Here is a 24,438-nt window from a genome sequence, read left to right on the forward strand (position 1 = left end):
ACAAATGTCCAGCGTTGCGCCCTTCCCCGGGCCTCAGAACGATCCCGGTGTTGCCAACCGCGCAGCCCCCCCGCCGCAAGCGGCGCAGCCGCGTGTGCGCGACCCGCGGCTCGACTTCTACCGTGGCATTGCCATGTTCATCATCCTGGCCGCCCACATCCCGGGCAACCGCTGGACCGGCTGGATTCCGGCCCGTTTCGGGTTCTCGGACGCAACCGAGATCTTTGTGTTTTGCTCCGGCATGGCCTCGGCCATTGCCTTTGGCGGCTCTTTTGCCAAGCAAGGCTGGTGGCTGGGCACCGCCCGCGTCGCATTCCGCTGCTGGCAGGTGTTCTGGGCGCATATCGGCCTGTTTGTTTTCATTGCCGTCTCCATGGCTGCCATCGACCTCTATGGCGGGTTCGAGAAGAGCTATGTGAACTCTCTGAATCTCGGCCATTTCTTCAAGGATCCGATGACCCAGCTGGTGGGGCTGTTCACCCTCACCTATGTGCCGAATTACTTTGACATCCTGCCGATGTACCTGGTGGTGCTGATGCTGATGCCGCTGATGATGGGTCTGGAAAAGATCGGCCTTTGGGCCGTGGCTGCCGTATCACTGCTGATCTGGCTGACCGCCAACCCCTATATGATCGGTCTGGGTCCCGACGGTGTGTCACTGCCGGCGGAACCCTGGTCGGAACGCGAATGGTTCTTTAACCCGTTCGGCTGGCAGCTGCTGTTTTTCACCGGCTTTGCCTTTATGAAAGGCTGGCTGCCGAAGCCGCCGGTGTCCAAAGTGCTGGTCGTGCTGGCCGCCGCATTCCTGATCCTGTCAGCGCCTTATGGATCGTGGAAAGTCTTCACCTGGGTCAAGGCCGCCAGCCCCGAGCTGGCCGACCTGATCAAGCCAGGCCGCGATGCCATCGGCGAATGGCGCGAAAAAACAGACTTCGGCCTGCTGCGCTATGCCCATTTCCTGGCGCTGGCCTATCTGGGCTGGGTTGCTGCGGGCGAAGGCGGCAAACGGCTGATCGCCTCCGGCAGTTCCGCCGCAGCGCGGATCTGGGCGGTTCTGCTGCAGGTCATCACCAAAGTCGGCCAGCAATCGCTTGCGGTGTTTGTATTCTCAATGGCACTGGCGCGTTTCATCGGCTTTGCGCTTGACCAGACCGACCGCGCGGTTATGACCACGGCATTCGCCAATCTGTTTGGCTTTTTCCTAATCATTGGTTGCGCTTACGGCGCTGCCTGGTTCAAGTCCCAGCCATGGAGAGCCAAGAAATGAGCTCTTTCACCCGCCGTTCCTTTTTGGCCGCCGCACTTGGCAGCACAGCACTTGCCGCATTGCCGTCTGTGGCACGCGAGGCCATGCCCTTTACCCGCAACGTGGTGGTGGCCAAGGCCCGCGCGCTGGCCGCCAAACCCTTTGCCGATCGCCCGATGGTGCCGCAGGATTGGCTGGACCAGTCATATGACGACTATAAATCGCGCTGGTTCCGCACCAAGGACGCGCTGTGGGCGGGGACCGACCGCAGCTATAACGTCGATTTCTTCCTGCCCGGCCTTTATTTTCCGCGCGCCATTCAGGTGAACACGGTGGCGGACGGCATGGCTGAGCGGATCGGCTTTGACCTGTCCCTGTTCGACAAGAACGACAAGGCGCCGGATCTGACGACCGAGGGCGACCTGGGCTATTCCGGCCTGCGCCTGCGCACCGATCTGGATCACCCGGACAAAAAGACAGAATTCTGCGTCTTCCAGGGCGCCAGCTATTTCCGTGCCATCGGCACCGGCAACGCCTATGGGCTGTCGGCCCGCGGCCTGGCACTGAAAACTGCCGATCCCGAGGGTGAGGAATTCCCCGAATTCATCGAATTCTGGCTGGAGGCCCCTGCCCCCGGCCAACGCTCGATGGTGGTGCATGCGCTGATGGATTCGCCGTCCGTCACCGGCGCCTACCGGTTCACCATCACCCCCGGCAGTAGCGCGGTGATGGATGTGGAGGCGACGCTGTTCGCCCGCGAGGAGTTAAGCCACGCAGGCCTTGCGCCGCTCACCTCGATGTTTCTGTTCGACGCCACCAACCGCAACCGTTTCGACGATTTCCGCCCCGCAGTGCATGACAGCGACGGCCTCTTGGTGCTGAACGGCAATGGCGAGACCCTGTGGCGGCCGCTTGCCAATCCGACCCGTCTGCAGGTCTCGTCCTTTGTCGATGAAAACCCGCAGGGCTTTGGCCTGATGCAGCGCCCGCGCAGACTGTCGGAATTCAACGACCTGGAAGCCTTTTATCACAACCGCCCCTGCCTGTGGGTCGAACCCAAGGAAGACTGGGGCAAAGGCGCCGTGACTTTGGTTGAGATCCCGGCGGACAAGGAGATTTACGACAATATCGTCGCCTACTGGCGCCCGCGCGACCCCTATGCCGCCGGGTCCGAGGTGAACCTGAATTACCGTCTCACCTGGGGCGAAGAACCGGTGCTGTCGATGCCGCGGGTGATCGACACCGCCGAGGGTGCGCGGATCTTTGGCGGGCCGGGCCGGATCATGACCATTGATTTCGATGCCCACCCGCTTTTTGACGGCGGGCCGGACACTCTTGACGTCCACATCCACTCTCCCCATGTGGCGACCAGCGAAGGCGTGCTGCAGCACAACCCCGAAACCGGCGGTCTGCGGCTGGCCTTCTATTTTGACCCCGGTGAGCGGGATCACGTTGAACTTCGCGCCCAGCTCAGGAAAGACGGCGATGCCGCTTCCGAGGTCTGGCTTTACAGGTGGACCGCATGACTGCATGTGATCTGATGCCCCCGGAACAGCCCCTGGCGATGCCGGAACAGGATTTCAGCAAGGACTTCCACGATGCAGACGCGCCCGGCGATGCCGCGCCGCGGCAGGTGGCGTTGTGGCGGCTGCTGGCGTTTTCGCCGGCGATGCTGGCGACCGGTGTCTTGACCTGGGTAATGCGGGGCTGGTTCACCGCTGACGGGTTCTCAGTGCTGGAGCTGGTGCTGCTGGCGCTGATCGCCTTCAACTTCTTCTGGATCGCCTTTACCGTCTCGACCGTGCTCCTGGGTCTCTATGGCCTCTCGCGCCGGGAAAAGACCGTGGCCCGCGGCGCGGCGCGCCCGATGAAGGTGGCGCTCTTGATGCCGGTCTATAACGAGGTGCCCTGGTACGTGCTGGGCAACGCCCAGACCATGCTGCAGGAACTTCACGGACGCGGCGGCCAGCACGAATACGCGATGTTCATCCTCTCGGACACCCGCAACGACGCCATCGCCGCACAGGAGCGCGCCAGTGTCGAGGCGCTGCGCGGCATGCTGCCAGAAGGCACTGCGCTGTATTACCGCCGCCGCGCCGACAATGAGGGGCGCAAGGTCGGCAATATCTCTGACTGGGTGCGCCGCTGGGGCGCGGATTACGAGGCGATGCTGGTGCTGGACGCCGACAGCCTGATGACCGGCCGCGCCATTGCCCGGCTGGCCGATGCGCTGGCCCGCGATCCCAGCGCCGGCCTGATCCAAAGCTACCCGCAGCTTATTGGCGCGCAGTCAGTCTTTGGCCGCATGCAGCAGTTCGCCAACGGCGTCTATGGCCTCGCCCTGGCCGAAGGCCTGGCCCGGTGGGCCGGCCACGAGGGCAACTATTGGGGCCACAACGCGATCATCCGCACCCGCGCTTTTGCCGCCTGTGCCGGCTTGCCGCTGCTGCGCTCGCGCTTTGGCGGCGGTGACAAGCTGATCATGAGCCATGATTTTGTCGAGGCGGGCCTGTTGCGCCGCGCGGGCTGGTCTGTGCGTTTTCTGCCCCGCATCCGCGGATCATACGAGGAAACCCCAGCCACCCTGATCGACCACATCCTGCGCGACCGCCGCTGGTGCCAGGGCAACCTGCAACACCTGAACCTGCTGCACGCCAAAGGTTTCCGCGCCATCTCCCGCTTTCACCTGTTTGCCGGCGCGATCGGCTATCTGATGGCACCGGTGTGGTTTGCGCTGCTGGTGCTCTGGGCCGTCATCGGCCGCAGCGACGAGGCGTCTGTGATCAGCTACTTCAGCGAGGCCAACCCGTTCCGCCCCAGCTGGCCGGATATGTCGGAACCCAAACACGTGCTGGTGATCATCCTGATTTACGCGATGCTGCTGGCGCCCAAGATGCTGGCCGCAATGGCGCTGCCGCTGACCGGCAGCCGGTTCTCGGAATACGGCGGGCCGGTGCATTTCGCGCTGTCCTTTGTCTCCGAAGTGCTGCTGGCAATCCTCTATGCGCCGATCCTGATGGTGCAGCAGATGATCGCGGTGTTCCGTACTGCCTTGGGGCTGCAGCGCGGCTGGGAACCGCAGGCCCGCGACGGCGGCAGCTATTCATTGCGCACGCTGATCACCTGCCACGCGCTGGAAACCGTCAGCGGATTGGCGCTCTGGGCCGGGATCCTTAGCGGCACCGTTTCTCTGTGGCTGGCGCCGATTGGGCTCTCGCTGGTGCTGGCAGTGCCGCTGTCAGCCCTGTCCGGGGTGAAGACCGTGAACCGCATCCGCAACTGGATGGCCACGCGCGAGGAATTCACTGAACCTCAGATCACCCGTGCCGCCCGCGTTGCGCGGGCTGACCTGAAGGCCCTGCTGGAAGGCAGCACCGCCCGCAGCACCCCGGCGGAATAAGCCCGCACGTCAGCGGGGAACTCCCGCGACCGCAGGATCCCCGGCTGCGCCGGGACACCCTTGGCGGTTTTGGGCCTAGCGCCGCGCTGACGCGCGGCGCGGTTGCGCAAATACCCGCCGCTATCCTCAAAAATACCGGCCTCGCGGTGGCATGCAACAGCAGCGCGCCCACAGGGCGCGCTGCCTGGCCCAACGCTTTGATGGAAATCTTTGATTTCTGTCAAAGGGGCGGGAGTGCTCCGCTCGTTGCAGCCCCCCCAAGGTCAGCGCACCGCCGGTTCATCCTCGAACCAGTCTGCCATCCAGCCCGCCCAGCCCTTGGGCACCGTATGGCCGCCGTCAAACAACACCAGCTCGATTTCTGCCCCCGGCCCGCAATCCCAGCGGCGGCGCAACAAGTCGCCCTCGCCCCAGGCCTTGGACGGCGCGTGCGACGCGCAGCCATTCGCCTCGCGCCAGACCTCCAGCCCGGCAAAGACATCGCCCTGTTCCCAGCGCCCGCCGCCAAGGATCCGGCCCTCCAAGGGCACTACCTCGTCGCGCCAGCCGTGGGTTTGCAACAGACGCACCGGCCCCTCGCAGGTCTCAGGCTGCGGCCGCCAGAACGCACCGGACACCGGCGCATAAGCTGCAAAGGCCGCCGGATCACTGCAGGCCAGGTAATGCACCATGAAGGCGCCGGCGGAAAAACCTGCCAGTACCGTCTGTGCGGTGGAGGTGCCGAACCGTCCCGAGGCATCCGTCAGCACCGAGGCAAAAAACGCCCCCTCATCCCGGCCTTCGGTGAACGGCCCGAAGCCCCAGGACTGCGGACCGCTGCCGCCGCGCTTGCGCCCTTCCGGGGCAATCACCGCATAGCCGCGCGCTGTCAGCCCTTCGGACAGCGCCCTGTTGCGCATCACCTGCGCGCCGCTGCCGCCGTAGCCATGCAAAAACATCACCACCGGCGGCGGCGTGTTCGCATCAGCGGGCAGCGCGATGTGATAGGCGCCATCCGCAACCTCACACGCGCCGGCCTCTGAACCGCAGCCCGCAACAGCCGCGCCGCTCCACACCGCAGACAGCAGCGCTGCGGCTGCGCCTGTTTTCCAAGCCTGCATCATCCCTCCCATCGGGCCACCGGCAGGTTGGCGGCAATCCAGCCTGGTCCTGCACCGGACCCCAGCATGCCCTCGGGCACGTCAATCACATTGCTGAAACCCGCCTGCGCCAGGGCCAGCGTCAGCCGGGCCGACCGCACGCCGCGCGCACAAATCAGCGCCACAGGCAAAGCCGGGTCCGGCCCCGCCGCGGTTTGCAAGGCTGCGATAAAGTCGTCGCGCCGCATGTCGATCTGATGGCTGCCCACCGGCACCCCCGAGGCGCGCCATTCCTGCGGCGTGCGGATATCCACCAGGGTAATCTCCCCGGCCTGCGCCTGGGCAAAAGCCTCGGCCACGGTCAGCCGCGGGTGATCATGATCCGGGGGCTGCCTGCGCTGCCACCAGATCCCCGCACCAGCCGCCGCTGCAATACCGCCGAGCAGCGCCAGCCGGCGGGACACTCCGCGTTTACCTATGTTTTCCTGCGCCGCCATCCCGCCGATTTCCTTTCAATCCGACCGCCCGCTGACTGCCCGGCCCCGGGCCCTTGCTCCAAGACCTAGCAGGCCATGAGGCCGCAATCACCAGAAACAGGCCAATACCGCCGGTCAAGTTCTTGTTATTGGACGGACACTGCCCAATTATGGCCCTAACGAGCGTAAGATTCCCGTCTCTGGCTGCGTCATTATTACCGCATCCAGGCCGGCGGGGGTGGTTCTGGGCAAGAAAATTGCTTAGCACTGGTCGAAAAACGACGCGCCAACCCGACAGGAGACCTGCACGTGTCCCTATTCCTGATTGCGGCCCTGCCCTTTCTCGGAGCCGTCTTCCCAGCGCTTTTGATCCGCGCGGGACGCAATGCGGCAGCCTCAGCCGCCGGGCTTACCACCCTGCTCGCCTTCATCGGGCTGATGCTGCATATCCCGGCCGTGTTCCGGGGCGAAACCATTCATGCCTCTGCAAGCTGGCTGCCAGCCTTGGGCCTGAATGCCAATTTCTTCCTCGACGGGCTGGGCTTCCTGTTTGCGGCAATGATCCTGGGGATCGGCCTGCTGATCATCCTTTACGCCCGGTTCTACCTGTCGCGCGAAGATCCGATGGGCCAGTTCTACAGCTATCTCCTGTTGTTCCAAGGCGCCATGGTCGGCATCGTTCTATCCGACAACATCCTGCTTTTACTGGTGTTCTGGGAACTGACCTCGCTCAGCTCCTTCCTGCTGATCGGCTATTGGAAACACCTGCCCGAGGGTCGCCAGGGCGCGCGGATGGCGCTGACAGTGACCGGTTCCGGCGGGCTGGCGATGATCGCAGGCATGCTGATCCTGGGCCATATCGCCGGCTCTTATGACCTGAGCGTGATCCTGCAGAACAAGGACGCCATTCAAGCCTCGCCGCTGTATCTGCCTGCACTGATCCTGATCCTGCTGGGCGCCTTCACGAAATCGGCGCAGTTCCCGTTCCACTTCTGGCTGCCGCATGCGATGGCCGCGCCCACGCCCGTCTCGGCCTATCTGCACTCGGCCACCATGGTAAAGGCCGGGCTGTTCCTGATGGCCCGCATGTGGCCCGTCCTCGCCGGTACGCCCGAGTGGTTCTATATCGTTGCCACCACCGGCCTTGTCACCATGCTGCTGGGCGCGGTGATTGCTTTGTTCAAGGACGATCTCAAGGCGCTGCTGGCGTTTTCCACCGTCAGCCACCTGGGGCTGATCACCATGCTTTTGGGGTTCGGCACCAAGATTGCCGCAGTGGCCGCCATCTTTCACATCATCAACCACGCCACCTTCAAGGCCGCACTGTTCATGACCGCGGGCATTGTCGATCACGAGGCAGGCACCCGCGACATCAAACGGCTTGGCGGATTGCGGCATCTAATGCCGGTCACCTTTACCATAGGCATGGTCGCGGCGCTGTCGATGGCCGGCATCCCGCCCCTCAACGGCTTCCTGTCCAAGGAGATGATGCTGGAGGAAGCCGCCCATACCGTCTGGAACGGCTCGCATCTGGTGATCCCAGCGCTGGCCTCCGTGGCGGCGCTGTTCTCAGCCGCTTATTCCTTCCGCTTCATCGCGCATGTCTTCTTTGGCCCCAAGCGTGACGACTACCCCGGCCATCCGCATGACCCCAGCTCCGGCATGTGGGTTGGACCGGCCTTCCTGGTGGTACTTGTGGTGCTGATCGGCTTTGCGTCGGCCAAGATCGCAGGTCCGATGGTCGCCACTGCTGCAAGTGCCGTTATCGGCGGCGAGAAACTGCCCTATTACTCGCTCAAACTGTGGCACGGGCTGACCCCGGCGCTGTATATGTCGCTGTTTGCCGTGCTGGGCGGCGCGGTGCTGCTGGCGCTGCATAGACCGCTGGAGCGGATCTGGAACGCCCTGCCCCGCCCCGAAGCCAAGGTCATTTTCGACGCCCTGATCGACGCCTTTACCCGCCTGGGCCAAGGGGTGACCGAAGGGCTGCACAATGGCAACCTGACCCGCTATGCGGCAGTTATGGTCACCTTTACCGTTGCCATCGCCTATTACGCCTATCAGGGCGGCACCATGGGCGCGGCGACGCGTGAGCTGCAGGAACCGGGCCTGCTGCCCGTGCTCGGCTGGTTTGCCCTTGTGGTGGCGACGCTGTTCATCGTCGCCAAACACCGCAACCGCCTGCTGTCGTTGGTGCTGATTGGCGTTGTGGGGCTGGTGGTGTCAATGTCGTTCAATTACCTTTCGGCGCCTGATCTGGCGCTAACCCAGATCTCGGTCGAGGTGGTGACGATCATCCTGATGCTCCTGGCGCTGAACTTCATGCCCAAGGAAACCCCGGTTGAAACCCCGGCCCTGACCCGCATCCGCGATGGCGCGATATCTGTGGTTGCGGGCTTGGGTGCCGGCGGGCTGATCTATGCGCTTTTGATGCGCGATTTTGCCTTCCCGACGATTTCGGACTTCCACCTCGCCAATTCCTACAAGGGCGGCGGCGGCACCAATGTGGTGAACGTGATCCTGGTCGATTTCCGCGGCTATGACACCTTCGGCGAGATCATCGTGCTGGGCATTGCCGCCATGGTGATTTTTGCCCTGACCGAGGCCGTGCTGAACAGCCGTGTGCGCGCCCATCTTCTGAACCGCAAACCCGACCTGCCGCAGGCCGGCGACGCGCATCCGCTGATGATGGTGGTGGCAACGCGGGTGATGATGCCGCTGGCGCTGATGGTGGCTGCCTATATCTTCTTCCGCGGCCACAACCTGCCGGGCGGCGGCTTTATCGCCGGGCTGATCGCGGCGATTGCGATCATCATGCAATACATGGCCTCCGGCTTTGCCTGGGCGACCGAGCGGCAGCGCTACCCCTATCACGCCATCATCGGCTCCGGCGTGCTGATTGCCGCCGCCACCGGCATGGGCGCCTGGTTCAACGGCATGCCTTTCCTGACCAGCGATTTCGGCTATCTGCACTGGCCGCCGCTGGAGGAATTCGAATGGGCCACCGCCGCCCTGTTCGACCTTGGCGTCTTCCTCGCAGTTGTCGGCGCGGTTCTGCTGGCGCTGGAAAGCCTGTCGCGCTTTGCCTGGCAGCCAGGAATGAGCACCGAGCACGCGATGGACATCAACCCGGCACGCGACGAAGCGGCCAAGACCGGGACGGAGGGATAGATATGGAACTTCTCGTCGCTTCGGCCGTCGGCATTCTGACCGCGGCCGGCATCTACCTGATCCTGCGCCGCCGCAGCTTTCCGGTGATCCTGGGTCTGTCGCTGATCACCTATGCGGTCAACGTTTTCCTGTTCGCCACCGGGCGGCTGGCAACCGCCGCGCCGCCGATCCTCAACAAGTACGAAGAGGTCGCCTATACCGACCCGCTGCCGCAGGCGCTGGTGCTGACTGCCATCGTGATCTCCTTTGGCATGACCGCCGTGGTGGTGATGATTGCACTGGGGGCGTACCTGTCGTCCCGCGATGACAGCACTGCGATGCCGGTTGAAACCGAAGGCGCAGGAGACGACGCATGATCGACCACCTTCTGATTGCGCCGGTGGTGCTGCCTGCCCTTGTGGCGCCGTTCATCATCATGGCGGTGCGCCACCATCTGGACCTGCAGCGGATCTTCTCGCTGGCCAGCGTGGTGCTGCTGGCCGCCGTGTCGCTGACCCTGGCCGCCCAGGCCCTGGACGGCACCGTCAAGGTCTATGAGCTGGGAGACTGGCCCGCGCCCTTTGGCATTGTGCTGGTGCTGGACCGGCTGTCAGCAATGATGATCGTGCTGACCTCGCTCTTGGCCCTGCCGGTCCTGCTCTATGCCATCGGCTCCGGCTGGGACACCCGCGGCGCCAACTTCCACGCGCTGTTCCAGTTCCAGCTGATGGGCATCATGGGCGCCTTCCTGACCGGTGACGCCTTCAACCTGTTTGTCTTCTTCGAGGTGCTGCTGATCGCCTCCTATGGCCTGATGATCCATTCCGGCGGCACCCGGCGGTTTCAGGCAGGCGTGCAATATGTGGTGTTCAACCTCCTCGGCTCCACCCTGTTCCTGTTTGCGCTTGGCACGCTTTATTCTGTCACCGGCACCCTGAACATGGCCGACCTCGCCGTAAAGGTTGCACAGATCCCGGCTGAGGATACCGCCCTGCTGCGCGTTGGTGCTGTGATGCTCTTGCTGGTCTTTGCCATCAAAGCCTCGCTGCTGCCGCTGCATTTCTGGCTGCCCTCGGCCTATGCCAATGCGCCGATGCCGGTTGCGGCGCTGTTTGCCATCATGACCAAAGTCGGCGCCTATTCGATCCTGCGCATCTACACGCTGATCTTCGGCCCCGAGGTTCAGGCCACCGCCGGCCTGACCGAGGCCTGGCTGCTGCCCGCTGCCCTCTTGACCCTCGGCGCCGGCGCCATCGGCGTGCTTGGCTCCAAGAAACTCGGCCGGCTGGCGGCCTTTGGTGCCATCGCCTCGATGGGCACGCTGCTGATCGCCATTTCGCTGTTCACCCAGACCGCCGCCGCAGCGGCGCTCTACTATCTGGTGCATTCCACCCTCGCGGCAGCGCTGCTGTTCCTGGTTGCTGATCTGGTGATGGAGCGCCAAGGCCCGTGGATCCTGCCGCAGCTGCCGATGCCGCAGACCGGGCTGATCTCGGCCCTGTTCTTTGCCGCCGCCATCGCGCTTGCGGGGATGCCGCCGCTGTCCGGCTTCCTTGGTAAACTGCTGGTGCTGGACGCCACCCGCGGCGTTGATCTGGCGCCGTGGATCTGGGCCGTGATCCTGCTGGGGTCCCTGATCACCATCATCGGCATGGCCCGCGCAGGCTCGCTGCTGTTCTGGAAAGGCCACGGCCTGCCGCCTGAAGATGCAGACACCAGCGCCGAACCGCCCGTGGACACCCTGCCCGCCAGACCAGCGCAGCTGCCCTTTGTCGCCTGCTTCGGCCTGCTGGGCGGGCTCATTGCCCTTACCGTATTCGCAGGCCCCGCCACCCGCTATGCCGAGGCGACGGCAGCCCAGCTCTTTACGCCAACTGCCTATATCGAAACCGTGCTGGGGAGGACGGCAGAATGAAACTGATCCGGCGGCTGTTCCCTCACCCCCTGCTCACGCTTCTGCTGACGCTCACCTGGCTGCTGCTGGTCAATGGCTGGTCGCTGAATTCGCTGGTCTTTGGCCTGCTGCTGGGCGTGCTGATCCCGTTTGTGACCCAGCCCTACTGGCCCAACCGGCCCAAGCTGCGCCGCCCGCTGAAGATCGCGGAATACATCCTGGTGGTTCTGCTGGACATCGTACAGGCCAACATCATCGTTGCCCGCATCGTGCTGTTCAAACCCAATGCCGACCGCCGCCCCAACTGGATCACCGTCCCGCTGGACCTGAAAACGCCTGAGGCGATCACCGCCCTCGCAGGCACCATCACCATGACACCCGGCACCCTGTCGGCAGATGTCTCGGACGAGGGCCACGCCCTTCTGGTCCACTGCCTCGATGCCCCCAACCCCGACGCGGTGCGGGACGAAATCAAACAGCGCTACGAGCGCCGGCTGATGGAGATTTTCGAATGATCGAAAGCGCTGCCACCTTCGCCTTTGCCTGCTTTGCCCTGGCAATGCTGATGAATCTCTGGAAAGTCGTCACCGCCCCGGATGTGGCCGACCGCATCCTGGCGCTGGACACCATGTTCATCAACGCCATCGCGCTGATGGTGCTCTATGGCCTGGCGCTGGGGAGCGAGATTTTCTTTGAGGCCGCCATGATCATCGCCATGCTTGGCTTTGTCTCCACCGTGGCCTACGCGCGCTTTATCCTGCGCGGCAATATCATCGAGTGAGGAGGAAAGATGGAAACCCTGTTTGAATTCCTCGTTGCCGCCTTTCTGGTGATCGCCGGGGTCTTCGGTTTTGTCGGCTCTTTCGGGTTGCTGAAGCTCAACGATCCGATGTCGCGCCTGCACGCCCCGACCAAGGCCACTACCCTGGGCGTCGGCGGCGTGCTGCTGGCCTCAATGCTGCATGCCGCCGCGTTTGAGAAATACTTCTCGGTGCATGAACTGATGATCACCCTGTTCCTGTTCCTGACTGCGCCGATCACCGCCAATTTCATTGCCAAGGTGCATATCCACCGGCAAGAGAGCCGCGACACCATGCCCTCGGCGGGCGAGGATGACCATTGGGCCACCCATGACACGCCCGAGGACGAGGAACGCCGCCACCCGACCCACACCCCGCCCGCCGAAGACTGAACGCAGACCACTCAGGAAGGCCTGAACCGTGATGGACACCTCCCGCTTGCCGCTGACCCGCGATCTGGTGCTGGTCGGCGGCGGCCACACCCACGCGCTGGTGCTGCGCAAATGGGGCATGCGGCCGCTGCCCGGCGCCCGGCTCACCGTCATCAACCCCGGCCCCACTGCGCCCTATTCCGGCATGCTGCCGGGATTTGTGGCCGGACATTACGCGCGTGACGAACTGGACATCGACCTGGTGCGCCTCGGCCGTTTTGCAGGCGCCCGTGTGGTTCTGGGGGCCGCCGGGCATATCGATACCGCGGCCCGCCTGGTGCATGTGCCGGGCCGCCCGCCGATTGCCTATGACGTGGCCTCGATTGATGTCGGCATCACCTCTGCCATGCCGGACCTGCCGGGCTTTGCAGACCACGGGATCCCTGCCAAGCCGCTGGGACGTTTCGCCGCCCAATGGGACGCGTTCCGCGACGGTGACACCCCCGCCCATGTCGCCGTGATCGGCGGCGGCGTGGCGGGGGCAGAGCTGATCCTGGCGATGGCCTTTGCCCTCAGATCCCGTGGCCGGCTGGCGCAGGCAACCCTGATCGACAGCGACCAGGCCTTGCGCGCGATTGGCAAAAAGGCCCGCCAGACCCTCCGCCGCGCTCTGGTCGAACAGGGCGTCCGGCTGGAGGAGAACGCGAAAATCGCGCGCATCTGTGACGGCTATATCGTGCTGGAAGACGGGCGCGAGATCCTGTCGGACTTTACCACCGGCGCCGCCGGCGCCCGCCCCTACGGCTGGCTCGCAGACAGCGGCCTGGACCTGCAGGACGGCTTCATCCGGGTCAGTGATACCCTGCAAAGCTCCGCCGCCAACGTTTTTGCCGCCGGCGACTGCGCCCATATGGACTTTGCCCCGCGCCCCAAGGCGGGCGTTTACGCAGTGCGCCAGGCGCCGGTGCTGTACCACAACCTGCGCAGCACCCTGACCGGCGATCCATTGCGCAGGTACCGCCCGCAAAAAGACTACCTGAAACTCATCTCCATGGGCAGTAAGGAAGCCCTGGGCGAACGCTTCAGCACCACCCTGGCCGGCCCCTTGATGTGGTCCTGGAAAGACCGTATCGACCAGGCCTTTATGGAGAAGTTCCGCGACCTGCCCGCAATGGACGCGCCGCCCCTGCCGGCCGAACACACACTGGGCATGGAAGCCGCACTTGGCGACAAGCCCATGTGCGGCGGCTGCGGCGCCAAGGTCGGCCGCGACGCGCTGCTTGGCGCGCTCGCAGGTCTTGAGCCTGCGGGCCGCACAGACATCACCCCGCTGCCCGGCGACGACGCCGCACTTCTGACCACCGGCGGCGCCAGTCAGGTTATCAGCACCGACCATTTGCGCAGCTTCACCAGCGACCCGGTCCTGATGACCCGCATCGCTGCCGTCCATGCGCTTGGCGACATCTGGGCGATGGGGGCAGACCCGCAGGCCGCTACCGCCAACCTGATCCTGCCGCGGATGTCACCCGGCCTGCAGGCCCGGACCCTGCAGGAGATCATGGCTGCCGCCTCGGACGTCATGCAGCAGGCCGGCGCTGCCATAATCGGCGGCCATACCTCGCTGGGGGATGAGCTGACCATCGGGTTCACCGTCACCGGCCTCTGCCCCCGCCCTGCCATAACCCTGGCGGGTGCCAAACCGGGCGACGCGCTGATCCTGACCAAACCCATTGGCTCCGGCGTGCTGATGGCCGCGGAAATGGCCGGTTTGGCCAAGGGGGAATGGGTCGCCGCCGCACTGGTCCAGATGAGCCAGCCGCAGGGCAACGCCGCCCGCATCCTGCAGGACGCCCGCGCAATGACCGACGTGACCGGCTTTGGCCTTATTGGCCATCTGCTTGGTATCTGCGAGGCCTCAGGCGCGGGCGCAGAAATCTTCACCAGTAAGGTTCCCCTGATGCAGGGCGCTGCTGAACTGGCGGACCGCGGCATCCGCTCCTCGCTGTTTCCCGCCAATCAAGCCGCTGTACCGGAGCTGAAAACCACTGGCTGGCAGGACCTGTTGTTCGACCCTCAAACCGCGGGCGGCCTGCTGGCAGCGGTCGCCGCAGATCAGGCTGATGATTTGCTGAACCGGCTGCGCGCTGCCGGATACCCGGCTGCGCGCGCCGGCAAGGTAACGTCAAGCCCCGGCGCCATCACTCTCAGTGCCTAGCGGCGCCCGGCGCACAGGGGCCAGCCCCTCTTGGCCCTTCGGACCAATTCACCCCGGGGTAGTTTCAACCAGAAAGAAGCCCGGTTCCGGTGCTTCACCTTTGTGAAAATACTCCCGTCCCGCTGCCTGGCAGGCGGCTTTGCCGCCGGGAGCGGAGGCACGCTGCGCGCCAGCGCAGCGCCACGCCCAACGGGAGCGGGGCATCGCAGATGCACCGGCGACGGGCGGGAGAACTTCTGTCAGAGACCGGACATGAGCGCAGCCACCTGCGCCGCGGCGGCATCCAGGCCCGCGTCATCCAGCGCCTCTGCGTCGACAGTGGCGGCAACCTCTGCGCCGATTGCCGTGCGGGACTTGCGGTAGGCGGGGTCATAATGCTCGGCCATCAGCGCCTCGGTCAGCCCGGCTTTGTCGCCCTTGGCAATGCTGGTGAACCACCCATCAACAACCGCGCCTGAGCGGTACGCGCGCAAGGGGGCCAGTTTTTTGCGCAGGCCGTCCGCGTCTGACAGGATGTCGTCATAAGCCGCCACCAAATAGCGGCAGCGGGCTGCAACCGGCACCTGCAGGTCAATCCTTGGTGCCTGCTTCATTGCCGCCCAGATCGAAGGCGGAATGATCCGCTGGCCAACTTTGCTCGATTCCGCCTCCACCAGCACCGGGCGGCTGGGGTCCAGCCGCATCAAGGCGCCCGCCAGGGCGGATTCAAACCCCTTCTGCGACGGTTGCGGCGTCGGCATGTCCCCCAGAAGCGAACCGCGGTGATTGGCCAGCCCCTCCAGATCCAGCACCTGAACGCCCAGAGCACCGGCCCGCTTCAGCACCTCGGTCTTGGCCGATCCGGTATAGCCGTCCAGCGCCACCATCCGATGCGGCAATGCAGTCTGATACAGCGCTGTATTCACCAGACGGCGATAGGTCTGATAGCCGCCCTCCACCACCTCGGCGCGCCAGCCGATCTGTTGCAGCATCCAGGTGAAGGACCCCGACCGCTGACCGCCGCGCCAGCAATAGACCAGCGGTTTCCAGCCGCCCTCATGGTGGCTCAGATGCTGCTCGATGTGATTTGCGGCATTGCGAAACACCAGCGCCGCGCCCAGCTTGCGCGCTTTGAACGGGCTGTCCTGCACATAGATGGTGCCGACCTCGGCGCGTTCATCATTGTCCAGCACCGGCAGGCTGATTGCACCCGGCACATGGTCCTCGGCATATTCCGCCGGGCTGCGCACATCGATCACGGTGTCGAACCCGTGGGCATAGAAGTCTTGCAGGGAGGTGAATTTCAGCGCCATGGCTCATGCCTACCCCGCGCCTTCGGCAAGGAAAAGCCGCAAATGCCGCAGTTGCGGCAATAAAACTTGCACGTACTGCGCACAGGGCAGTATGGCAGTCAAGGTGAACAGACCCGCGGGCAGAAGGCCCGAACCAGCAAACCGGCACCAGCAAACCGGCCCTTACAGGCCGGCAAGGACCAGAAGGCCATGAATAGCGACCCTTTGGACATTCACACCCTGCCCGGCCACCTGATCCGGCGGCTGCATCAGATCTCGGTCGCCCAGTTCATGGAACGGATGGCCGAGGAGGGTGCCGACCTTACCCCGGTGCAATTCTCCGCCATGGCCGCGATCCACCGCCATCCCGGCATCGACCAGGCCTCGGTTGCCGGGCTCATCGCCTATGACCGGGCCACCCTGGGCAAGGTGGTGGACCGGCTGGTGGAGAAGGGGCTGGTGGCCCGCGGGATCTCCAAGGCAGACCGGCGGGCGCGCGAGGTCAGCCTGACCGGTGAAGGCGAAGCATTGCTGGAACGGATCCTGCCGGTTGTGCGGGCCGCGCAGCCCGGCATCCTGACGGGCCTTACCGATTCAGAACAGGAGATCTTTGTCGCCCTGCTGCAAAAGGCGGCCATTGCGGCCAATGGCCTGAGCCGCGCGCCGCAGCGCGACCTGCCGTCCCGCCAAGCAGCCGAATAACCTCATCAGATCAGGTGGCCGCGCGGGATATCCCCGTCCTCAAACGGCTCAATCAGCTCCGGCCCGCTGGCCCGGTTGGAATTCACCGCCGGATCCACCCGGTGGAAATCCAGAACGCCCGCCGCCCCCGGCTGCATCAGCCGCGCGGCGCCTGGCCCGTCCTCGCCCAGCCATCTGCCCCAGTCCTGCGGCTCCAGGATCAATGGCATCCGGTGGTGGATGGCCGACAGCGCCTCATTTGCCGCGGTGGTGACAATAGCGCAGGTCTTGACCGGATCCGCCGCGCCCCAGCTCTGCCAGATGGCGGCAAAGGCCAAGGGGGCTGCGTCGCTGCGACGGATGTACCAGGGCAGCCGGGCGCCATCCCCTGCTTTGGTCCATTCATAGAACCCCGTGGCCGGGATCAGACAGCGCCGCTCGCGGCAGGCGGCGGCAAATGCGGGTTTTTGCGCAATGGTTTCCGCGCGGGCATTGATCAGCAGCGGCCCGGCGGTCTCAGCCGTGTACCACTGCGGCAGGAATCCCCAGCGCATAGGCACCAGCTGGCGGTCCCCCTCCCCGGCCTGCACTGCATGCACCGTATTGGTGGGGCAGACATTAAAATCAGGCACATCCGGCAAAGTGTTCGCAGGCTGCGCCGCAAACAGCTGCGCCATTGCATCATTGGGCAGGGTTATGGCAAATCGTCCGCACATGCTGATTTTCTAACCCAGGACTGCCCCCGCGCAAAGTGCCTGCGCACACCCGGGAAGCAGCCGCCCTGACACAACGAGACGGATAGGCCACATGACACTTCAGAACGACCTCCAGGCAGCGTTCGGCTTTCTCAATCAGGGCAAGTTCAAACAGGCGCTGAAACAGTCCAAAGCCGGGATGAAACGGCACAAGACCCATCCGGATTTTCCCAACATCGCGGGCATCTCCCTGTCCGGGCTTGGCAAACACCGCGATGCGGTGCCGCATTTCAAGAAAGCGCTGGCCCTGGCGCCCGGCTTTCATGACGCCCGCAAGAACCTGGCGCAGACGCTTTTGTTCCTGCAGCAGGGCGGGACCGCAATGAAACTGCTGGACCGGGTGCTGGCGGATCTGCCCGCTGATCAGGGCGCGCTGTATCTGAAGGCACAGGCGCAGCTGGTGCAGAATGATCCCGAAGCGGCTATCGCCACGGCAAGCGATGCGCTCGCCCGCGATGGCAAACAACCGCGGATGCTGCGGCTGCGCGCCATGGCCTGGAAGAACCTTGGCGATGAAAAAGCAGCGCTGGAAGACTATCAGGCCACCCTGCGCCTGAACCCCGATGACGTGGACGCGCTGACCAATATCAGCCTGCCGCTGGCCCGGCTGATGCGGCAGGACGAGGCCACAGAAGCCGCGCAAAAGGCCGTTGCCCTGGCGCCCGAGAACCTGGAAGCGCGGCGGCGTCTGGCCAGCCAGCTGATCTCCAACGGCGCGCCTGAAGCCGCGCGCGGGCATTGCCTGGCGATTATGGATCTGGACCCCAAGGACAGCCAGGTGCTGGAAATGCTGGCCCGGCTCAACAGCCGTGAACAGAATGCAGAGCTGCTGCCGGTGGCGCAAAAGGCGCTGAAAGCAGCCGCGCCGCGCTCGCTGGACCGGGCCAACGCCAGCTTTGCCCTGGCGCGGATATCCGACCAAGGCGGCGACAAGGACGCCTTTGCCGCCCACAACGACGAGGCAAACGCCTGTATGGCGGCGCAGAACCCCTATGATTACGAGGACAGCGAACGCCAGTTCAGCCGCCTCATGGCTGCCTTCCCGGAGGCGATCACTCCCGCGGACACCGCCCCCGAAGGCCCGCGCCCGATTTATGTGGTGGGGATGCCGCGCTCCGGCACCACGCTGACGGAAACAGTGATCGGGTTGCACCCCGACGTGTTCCCGCTGGGCGAGCGTGGCGTGCCGGCCTTCCTGCTGCATCCCTATCTGGACAAGGATCAGGACTTCACGGCTGAGGCCGCCCGCAGTTTCGTGGCAGAGGACATCAGCCGCCTGCCCGCGATGCCCAAGGGCACCGCAGCCTATGTCGACAAAATGCCCGACAATTACCGGCTGCTGGGCCATCTGCTGACCGCCTACCCGGATGCACGGTTTGTTCATCTTTGCCGCGACCCGCGCGATGTGGCGCTGTCGATCTGGCGCGGCTATTTCTCCGGCAGCTCGCTCACTTATGCCTATGACCTCAAGGCCATGGCGCACCGGTTCAACCTCTATGGCCGGCTGATGCAGCACTGGCGCGGGGTGATGCCGGGGCGGATTTATGATCTGCGTTATGAAGATTTCGTTGCCGATATCGAGGGTGAAAGCCGCAAGCTGGCAGATTTTTGCGGGCTGAACTGGGTCGAGGATATGGCCCACCCGGAACGGCACGAGGGCCAGGTGCTGACACTGTCGAACACCCAAGTCCGGCAAACGGCCCACACGCGCTCAATCGGCAAGTGGGAGAAATACGCCGATGTACTGGCGCCGTTAATCGACGGGCTCAATCCGGAGATATGGCCTGAAATCAAAGGGTAACAGGGTCTACTTGGTGTAGGTCTTGCGCGCGATTTCCAGCCGCGCATCCATCATCGACATCTCTTTCAGGATCTCCTGCCGGCGGCTGCGGTCGCCGGCCTCGCGCAGCTCCGCCCGCAGGCGCTGCAGCTGGCGCGACAGGCTCACGAACTCCGGCACCCCGCCGCTTTCGCGCACCAGCCGGTTGACCAGCGCGTTTTCCGGATCGCCGCAGTCCGGCAGCGGCTTGCCCGCGCCTTGCAGATTGTCAAAGGCGCCGTCCTTTTCAGCGGCTTCAATGCGGGCGTTGATAAGGTCGATCAGCGGGTGGTCCATGACCCGCATTCTGCCATGCCCCCCAGCCACCCGCCAGCCCGTTTACGAACCGCCGGCAAAGGTTAACAATCTCCGAACATAATGCGGCAGCCTCCCTGCCTGAATGTTTCGCGCGCGAAACATTCAGGCCGCTTCGGACCTATATTTCCCTGTCTATTTCACCCGCGAAATCCGCCCGTCGGTATAGGGCGTATAAGGGCCCTGCGCCGCCAGATATTCTGCCAGCACATCGGCCACATCCGGGCCGAAATCATAGGCGTTCTTGTCGTCGCCCTCGAACATCGCATAACCGTCGCCGCCGTTGCGGACATAGTCATTGGTGACCACAAGGTATCTCTTTGCCGGATCAATCGGCACAAGGTCCCCGCCCTCGGCCACCATCACTTGCCTGATGCGGCCCTCGTTCGGCGCAGCTGAGGCGTCCCAGCTGAATGTAAGGCCTGCGACCTGCGGAAAGCGGCCCTTGACGTCCTCCACCTGGCTGACCCCGTTTTCCAGCGCTTGGATGAGGGTTCCGCCGCTGATCTCAAAGGTCGACAGCGTGTTTTGAAACGGCAGGATGGTCAGCACTTCGCCCATGGTGACGGCGCCTGCATCCAGGCTGGCGCGAATGCCGCCGGAGTTGGCAATGGCAATGGTCACGCCCTGATCCCGCACGTGGTCCAGCATCGCATCAGCCACCAGGTTGCCCATCGGACATTCCTGCACCCGGCACACGTCGCGGCTGCCTTCGACCGGCTCCGCGGTCTCCGCCACCACCTTGTTACGGATCTCATCCAGCGGCTGTGCCAGTTCGGCAATGCGGCCCAGGGTGGCCGAATCCTCGCTGACGGCGGCATCCATGATCAGCGGCTCGCCTTCCGCGCTGACCACAGTGCCGGCATCGTCAAATGTCACATTCAGCTCCCCCAGAAACTTGCCATAGGCATAGGCCTGCACGATCTGCACCCCGTTCACCACGGTCGGGTACGGGCCGGCAGCCTTCTCCGACACATTGGACAGGTAAGTGTTGCTATGGCCGCCGACGATCACATCCACCCCTGTGGTTTCCGCCGCCACCCGCTGATCGACGCCATAACCGGAGTGGCTAAGCACCACGATCTTGGTCACGCCTTCCGCGGTCAGCCTGTCCACCTCCGCCTGCACCGCCGCCACAGGATCGGAGAACTGCACGTGCTTGCCGGGGCTTGCCAGCTCATGCGTATCTTCGGGCGTCAGGCCGATAAGGCCGATCTTTTCGCCGCCGCGCTTGATCACTGTGGATTTTTTCAGCACATCCGCCAGCGCCGGTTCGCCCGAGAAATCCGCATTGGACATCAGAACCGGAAACCCCACCGCATCCATGAACCCGCGCAGCACCTCCGGACCGTCGTCGAACTCATGGTTGCCCACGGTCATCCCGTCATAGCCCAGCTGGTTCATGAACTCCGCCGCGGCTTTGCCTTTGTAATAGGTATAAAACAGTGAGCCCTGGAACTGGTCGCCGCCATCCACCAGAATAGAATTCTCCGCCCGCGCCCGCGCGTCGGCAATCGCTGTCACCAGCCGCGCGGTGCCGCCGAAACACTTGCCTTCGGCCTGGTCCTCCGCGTCGCAGGTGCTGTCGTATTTGTTGATCGGCTCGAACCGCGCGTGGAAGTCGTTGGTGTGCAGGATGGTCAGCTTGTACTCCGCCGCCGCCGCGCCGGCAGTCAGGGCCAGGGCTGCAACCGAAGTGAGAATGCGTGCAATCATGAGGAGCGCTCCTGTTGATCTGTTTTAGACAGAGCCTGCGCCCAAAGCCCGCGCCGGTCAAAGGGGAAAAGCCACGCCGCTGCCTCCCCTCGCGTCAGCTCTGCGCGGCTGCTGCCGTCAATCCCCCTTGATTCCGCTGCAATCGCAGGGCATCAGGCCGTCATGCTGATTTACAAGATTTTCCGGGCGGACGAATGGGCCGCACTGCAGGCGGCGGGCGAAACCACCGGCGCGCCGATTGATGTGGCGGACGGCTATGTCCATTTCTCCACCGCAACCCAGGCGGCGGAAACCGCGGCCAAGCATTTTGCCGGGGCCGAGGGGCTGACCCTCTTGGCCTGCGATGCGGTTGCAATGGGGGCTGATCTCAAGTGGGAAGTGTCCCGAGGCGGCGCCGAATTCCCGCATCTTTACCGCAATCTCCGCATGTCGGACGTGGTCTGGTCCAAGCCGCTGCCGCTGGCGGAGGGCTTGCACCAGTTCCCGGAGGAGATGGCATGAAGCTGACAGAGAAGCTGGCACTGGCTGCAATGCACAAGGTCGATCCGGAAACTGCGCATGGGCTGTCCGTGAAAGCGCTGACCATGGGCCTGGCCCCAGCGCCCGGCCCGGTAACTTCTGCCCGGCTCAAGACCACGCTGGCGGGCATTGAATTGCCGAACCCGGTGGGGCTGGCGGCAGGCTATGACAAAAACGCCGAGGCCCTGGCGCCATTGTCCAAATCCGGATTTGGTTTTATCGAGGTCGGCGCCACCACCCCGCGCGCCCAGCCCGGCAACCCCAAGCCGCGCCTGTTCCGCCTGACCGAAGACAAGGCGGCAATCAACCGCTTCGGCTTCAACAACGAGGGCATGGAGGCAATCGGCGCGCGTCTGGCGCAACGTCCCCGCGAGGCGGTGATCGGGCTGAACCTTGGCGCCAACAAGGACAGCGCGGACCGCGCGGCGGATTTTGCCAAGGTGCTGGCCCATTGCGGCGCACATCTGGACTTTGCGACGGTGAATGTATCGTCTCCCAACACCGAGAAACTGCGCGATCTGCAGGGCAAGGCGGCGTTGTCGGCGCTGCTGGCGGGCGTGATCGACACCCGTAACGGCCTCAGCCGCCGGGTGCCGGTGTTCCTGAAAATTGCCCCGGATCTGGACCGCGAAGGCATTGAGGACATCGCCGCCGTTGCCTTGGAGACCGGCATTGACGCGGTGATCGCCACCAACACCACCCTGTCGCGCGACGGTCTGCGAAGCGCCCACAAGGGCGAGGCCGGCGGTCTGTCCGGCGCACCTCTGTTTGAGAAATCCACCCGCGTTCTGGCGCAGTTGTCGGAACTGCTGGACGGCAAGGTGCCGCTGGTGGGTGTGGGCGGCATCAGCACGGCGGAGCAGGCCTATGCCAAGATCTGCGCTGGGGCGTCAGCGGTGCAGTTCTACACCGCGATGGTCTATGGCGGGTTGTCGCTGGCCGGAGACATCGCCCGCGGGCTGGACGCGCTGCTGGCGCGGGATGGCTTTGACAACGTCGCACAAGCGGTTGGAACCAAACGGAAGGATTGGCTGTGATTACTTATTGGCATTACCCGAAATGCTCAAAATCCCGCGCAGGGCTTGCGCTGATTGAGGAGAGCGGCGCGGATGTGCAGACGCGGGTGTATCTGGAAGATGCGCCCTCGGTTGCGGAGTTGAAGACGGTTCAGACCGCCCTTGGCACCCCGGCGATTGAGATGGTGCGGACCAATGAGAAGGTCTTTAAGGAGCTGGGCCTGACCAAGGACAGCACCGAGGAAGAGCTGCTGGCAGCGATGGCCGCGAACCCGATCCTGATCGAGCGCCCGATTGCGATCAAGGGCGGCAAGGCCGTGATCGGCCGCCCCACCGAGGCGATTGAAACGCTGCTGTAATCGGCTGCGGCGGGCCAATAGGCCCGCCTTGCACATTCAGGCGCCGACCTGCGCCTCCAGCCGCGGATAACGCAGACCCAGTGTGACGCCGCGGGCGATGTTCAGGACTATCAGCGCGGCCCATAGGCCGTGATTGCCAAAGGCTGGAACCAGCAGCAGCAGCGCCGCCACATAGATGGCCACCGATTGCAGCATCGCCCACCGCATGTCGCGGGTCCAGGTGGCCCCGATGTAGATGCCGTCAAACATCCAACTGGCAATTCCCAGAACCGGCATTGCCACGGCCCAGATCAGGAACACCCGCCCGGCTGCGCGCACATCCTCCGAAGTTGACATCAGGTCGATCAGCCAGGGGCCTCCGGCGGCAAAAGCCAGCCCCAGCAGGACTGCACCGCCAACGCCCCATTGAGACGTCACCACGGCAGCCCGGCGCACGCGCGCACGCGCCTTTGCACCAACAGCACCGCCCACCAGCGCCTCAGCCGAGAAGGCAAATCCATCCAGCGCAAAGGCGGTGATCTCGACAAATTGCAGCAGGATCTGATTGGCGGCCAGGTTCACATCGCCGATGCCCGAGCCGATGAACAGGAAAGTGGTGAAGGAGCCGGTCAGCAGCACCGAGCGCACCATGATGTCGCCGTTCACTTGCATCATCCGCTTCAGCCGCGCCGGGTCGAACACCCGCGCCCAGTCGCGCCATTGATCGCCGGCAAAGGCATCGCGGCACAGATACAGCCCCAGTGCCAGACCGGTCCATTCTGCAATCAGCGTGGCGATGGCGACGCCCTCCACACCCCAGCCGAGGCCCAGCACGAACCACAGGTCCAGCGCGATGTTCAGCCCGTTCATCCAGACCTGCAGCAGGAACACGCCGCGGGTGCGCTCCACCGCGATCAGCCAGCCGGTGACCGCATAAAGCGCGATGGTGGCAGGCGCGCCCCAGATGCGGATCTGCAGGTAGTCGCGGGCCAGGCCTTCGACCTCGGCACTGGCGGGGGCCAGCGCAAAGGCACCCCAGAACACGGCTCCTTGGGCAATGATGAAAACGGCACCGGCAGCAAAGGCCAGCAGCAAACCGCGCATCAGAAGGGCGCCGGTTTCACCCCAGTCCCCTGCCCCGCGGGCCTGTGCCGCCAATCCCGTTGTGCCCATGCGCAGGAAACCGAAGATCCAGTAAATCGTCGCCAGGATCACCGCGCCGATACCCACTGCGCCGATGGGGGCGGCCAGGCCCATCTGGCCGACCACGCCGGTGTCCACCGCGCCAAGGATCGGCACGGTGGCATTAGACAGCACAATCGGCAATGCGATCTTCAGCACCCGCTTATGGGTGATGTCTGTGTCCGCGCTGGTCAT

22 protein-coding genes are annotated in these 24,438 nt (G+C 64.3%); 15 read left to right on the forward strand and 7 right to left on the reverse strand.

The window, feature by feature from the left end; translation table 11 throughout:
- Window positions 1–4 precede the first annotated feature (4 nt).
- From K3724_RS11255 to mdoH, 3 genes are read left to right on the forward strand one after another with little or no spacing between them, the layout of a single operon-like run.
- Entirely contained in the window at window positions 5–1,267 is a 1,263-nt protein-coding gene (locus K3724_RS11255) for an OpgC family protein (RefSeq protein WP_259984807.1), read from the forward strand.
- Window positions 1,264–2,772, forward strand: coding sequence for a glucan biosynthesis protein (locus K3724_RS11260; RefSeq protein WP_259984808.1), 1,509 nt, complete (start codon window positions 1,264–1,266; stop codon window positions 2,770–2,772). Before K3724_RS11255 ends, K3724_RS11260 begins: the two co-directional genes overlap by 4 nt.
- On the forward strand, window positions 2,769–4,646 hold the full coding sequence (gene mdoH, locus K3724_RS11265; protein WP_259984810.1) for a glucans biosynthesis glucosyltransferase MdoH: 1,878 nt from the start codon (window positions 2,769–2,771) through the stop codon (window positions 4,644–4,646). Before K3724_RS11260 ends, mdoH begins: the two co-directional genes overlap by 4 nt.
- Window positions 4,647–4,909: 263 nt before the next feature.
- Here mdoH and K3724_RS11270 read toward each other — a convergent pair whose 3' ends face one another.
- Both K3724_RS11270 and K3724_RS11275 read right to left on the reverse strand, forming a co-directional pair.
- Window positions 4,910–5,758 carry an alpha/beta hydrolase family esterase gene (locus tag K3724_RS11270; RefSeq protein WP_409201377.1) on the reverse strand — a complete coding sequence of 283 codons (849 nt, stop codon included), beginning with the start codon at window positions 5,756–5,758 and terminating at the stop codon, window positions 4,910–4,912.
- Window positions 5,746–6,222: a rhodanese-like domain-containing protein gene (locus tag K3724_RS11275; RefSeq protein WP_259984812.1), complete on the reverse strand. Its 477-nt coding sequence runs from the start codon at window positions 6,220–6,222 to the stop codon at window positions 5,746–5,748. The genes K3724_RS11270 and K3724_RS11275 overlap by 13 nt, the downstream gene beginning before the upstream one ends.
- Window positions 6,223–6,510: 288 nt before the next feature.
- On the opposite strand from K3724_RS11275, the gene K3724_RS11280 reads away from it, so the two are divergent.
- The 7 genes from K3724_RS11280 to selD are packed head-to-tail and all read left to right on the forward strand — an operon-like array spanning window position 6,511 to window position 14,631.
- A complete protein-coding gene (locus tag K3724_RS11280) occupies window positions 6,511–9,372 on the forward strand; it encodes a monovalent cation/H+ antiporter subunit A (protein ID WP_259984814.1) in 2,862 nt (953 codons plus the stop codon).
- Between the two features lie 2 nt (window positions 9,373–9,374).
- Window positions 9,375–9,728 carry a Na+/H+ antiporter subunit C gene (locus tag K3724_RS11285; protein WP_259984816.1) on the forward strand — a complete coding sequence of 118 codons (354 nt, stop codon included), beginning with the start codon at window positions 9,375–9,377 and terminating at the stop codon, window positions 9,726–9,728.
- On the forward strand, window positions 9,728–11,266 hold the full coding sequence (locus K3724_RS11290) for a monovalent cation/H+ antiporter subunit D (RefSeq protein WP_259992625.1): 1,539 nt from the start codon (window positions 9,728–9,730) through the stop codon (window positions 11,264–11,266). Before K3724_RS11285 ends, K3724_RS11290 begins: the two co-directional genes overlap by 1 nt.
- On the forward strand, window positions 11,263–11,760 hold the full coding sequence (locus tag K3724_RS11295; RefSeq protein ID WP_259984818.1) for a Na+/H+ antiporter subunit E: 498 nt from the start codon (window positions 11,263–11,265) through the stop codon (window positions 11,758–11,760). The genes K3724_RS11290 and K3724_RS11295 overlap by 4 nt, the downstream gene beginning before the upstream one ends.
- Window positions 11,757–12,026 (forward strand): K+/H+ antiporter subunit F, encoded by a 270-nt coding sequence (locus K3724_RS11300; RefSeq protein ID WP_259984820.1) that lies wholly within the window; start codon window positions 11,757–11,759, stop codon window positions 12,024–12,026. The genes K3724_RS11295 and K3724_RS11300 overlap by 4 nt, the downstream gene beginning before the upstream one ends.
- Before the next feature lie 9 nt (window positions 12,027–12,035).
- A complete protein-coding gene (locus K3724_RS11305; protein ID WP_259984822.1) occupies window positions 12,036–12,437 on the forward strand; it encodes a Na+/H+ antiporter subunit G in 402 nt (133 codons plus the stop codon).
- Window positions 12,438–12,468: 31 nt separating this feature from the next.
- Window positions 12,469–14,631 (forward strand): selenide, water dikinase SelD, encoded by a 2,163-nt coding sequence (selD, locus tag K3724_RS11310; RefSeq protein ID WP_259984824.1) that lies wholly within the window; start codon window positions 12,469–12,471, stop codon window positions 14,629–14,631.
- A gap of 239 nt (window positions 14,632–14,870) precedes the next feature.
- Here the strand turns inward: selD and mnmH are convergent, their stop codons facing one another.
- Window positions 14,871–15,923 carry a tRNA 2-selenouridine(34) synthase MnmH gene (mnmH, locus tag K3724_RS11315; RefSeq protein ID WP_259984826.1) on the reverse strand — a complete coding sequence of 351 codons (1,053 nt, stop codon included), beginning with the start codon at window positions 15,921–15,923 and terminating at the stop codon, window positions 14,871–14,873.
- A 189-nt stretch (window positions 15,924–16,112) separates the two neighbouring features.
- On the opposite strand from mnmH, the gene K3724_RS11320 reads away from it, so the two are divergent.
- A complete protein-coding gene (locus K3724_RS11320) occupies window positions 16,113–16,604 on the forward strand; it encodes a MarR family winged helix-turn-helix transcriptional regulator (protein WP_259984828.1) in 492 nt (163 codons plus the stop codon).
- A gap of 5 nt (window positions 16,605–16,609) precedes the next feature.
- On the opposite strand, the gene K3724_RS11325 is transcribed toward K3724_RS11320, so the two are convergent.
- On the reverse strand, window positions 16,610–17,299 hold the full coding sequence (locus K3724_RS11325) for an SOS response-associated peptidase (RefSeq protein WP_259984830.1): 690 nt from the start codon (window positions 17,297–17,299) through the stop codon (window positions 16,610–16,612).
- A gap of 91 nt (window positions 17,300–17,390) precedes the next feature.
- Between K3724_RS11325 and K3724_RS11330 the strand changes: the two genes are divergently transcribed.
- The gene (locus tag K3724_RS11330; RefSeq protein WP_259984832.1) at window positions 17,391–19,139 is read left to right on the forward strand and encodes a tetratricopeptide repeat-containing sulfotransferase family protein; all 1,749 of its coding nucleotides are present in this window, start codon (window positions 17,391–17,393) and stop codon (window positions 19,137–19,139) included.
- A 6-nt stretch (window positions 19,140–19,145) separates the two neighbouring features.
- Here the strand turns inward: K3724_RS11330 and K3724_RS11335 are convergent, their stop codons facing one another.
- Window positions 19,146–19,454: a DUF1992 domain-containing protein gene (locus K3724_RS11335; RefSeq protein ID WP_259984834.1), complete on the reverse strand. Its 309-nt coding sequence runs from the start codon at window positions 19,452–19,454 to the stop codon at window positions 19,146–19,148.
- A gap of 153 nt (window positions 19,455–19,607) precedes the next feature.
- Window positions 19,608–21,188 (reverse strand): bifunctional UDP-sugar hydrolase/5'-nucleotidase, encoded by a 1,581-nt coding sequence (locus K3724_RS11340; protein ID WP_259984836.1) that lies wholly within the window; start codon window positions 21,186–21,188, stop codon window positions 19,608–19,610.
- Between the two features lie 162 nt (window positions 21,189–21,350).
- Here K3724_RS11340 and K3724_RS11345 point away from each other — a divergent pair, with 162 nt between their 5' ends.
- The 3 genes from K3724_RS11345 to arsC are packed head-to-tail and all read left to right on the forward strand — an operon-like array spanning window position 21,351 to window position 23,082.
- On the forward strand, window positions 21,351–21,689 hold the full coding sequence (locus K3724_RS11345; RefSeq protein WP_259984838.1) for a DUF952 domain-containing protein: 339 nt from the start codon (window positions 21,351–21,353) through the stop codon (window positions 21,687–21,689).
- Entirely contained in the window at window positions 21,686–22,744 is a 1,059-nt protein-coding gene (locus K3724_RS11350) for a quinone-dependent dihydroorotate dehydrogenase (protein ID WP_259984840.1), read from the forward strand. The genes K3724_RS11345 and K3724_RS11350 overlap by 4 nt, the downstream gene beginning before the upstream one ends.
- On the forward strand, window positions 22,741–23,082 hold the full coding sequence (gene arsC / locus K3724_RS11355; protein ID WP_259992626.1) for an arsenate reductase (glutaredoxin): 342 nt from the start codon (window positions 22,741–22,743) through the stop codon (window positions 23,080–23,082). The genes K3724_RS11350 and arsC overlap by 4 nt, the downstream gene beginning before the upstream one ends.
- A gap of 36 nt (window positions 23,083–23,118) precedes the next feature.
- On the opposite strand, the gene K3724_RS11360 is transcribed toward arsC, so the two are convergent.
- Window positions 23,119–24,438, reverse strand: a complete 1,320-nt coding sequence (locus K3724_RS11360) for an MATE family efflux transporter (RefSeq protein WP_259984842.1) — start codon at window positions 24,436–24,438, stop codon at window positions 23,119–23,121.

Origin of the sequence: Leisingera sp. M658 (assembly GCF_025144145.1) — a bacterium.
Taxonomy (GTDB): Bacteria; Pseudomonadota; Alphaproteobacteria; order Rhodobacterales; family Rhodobacteraceae; genus Leisingera.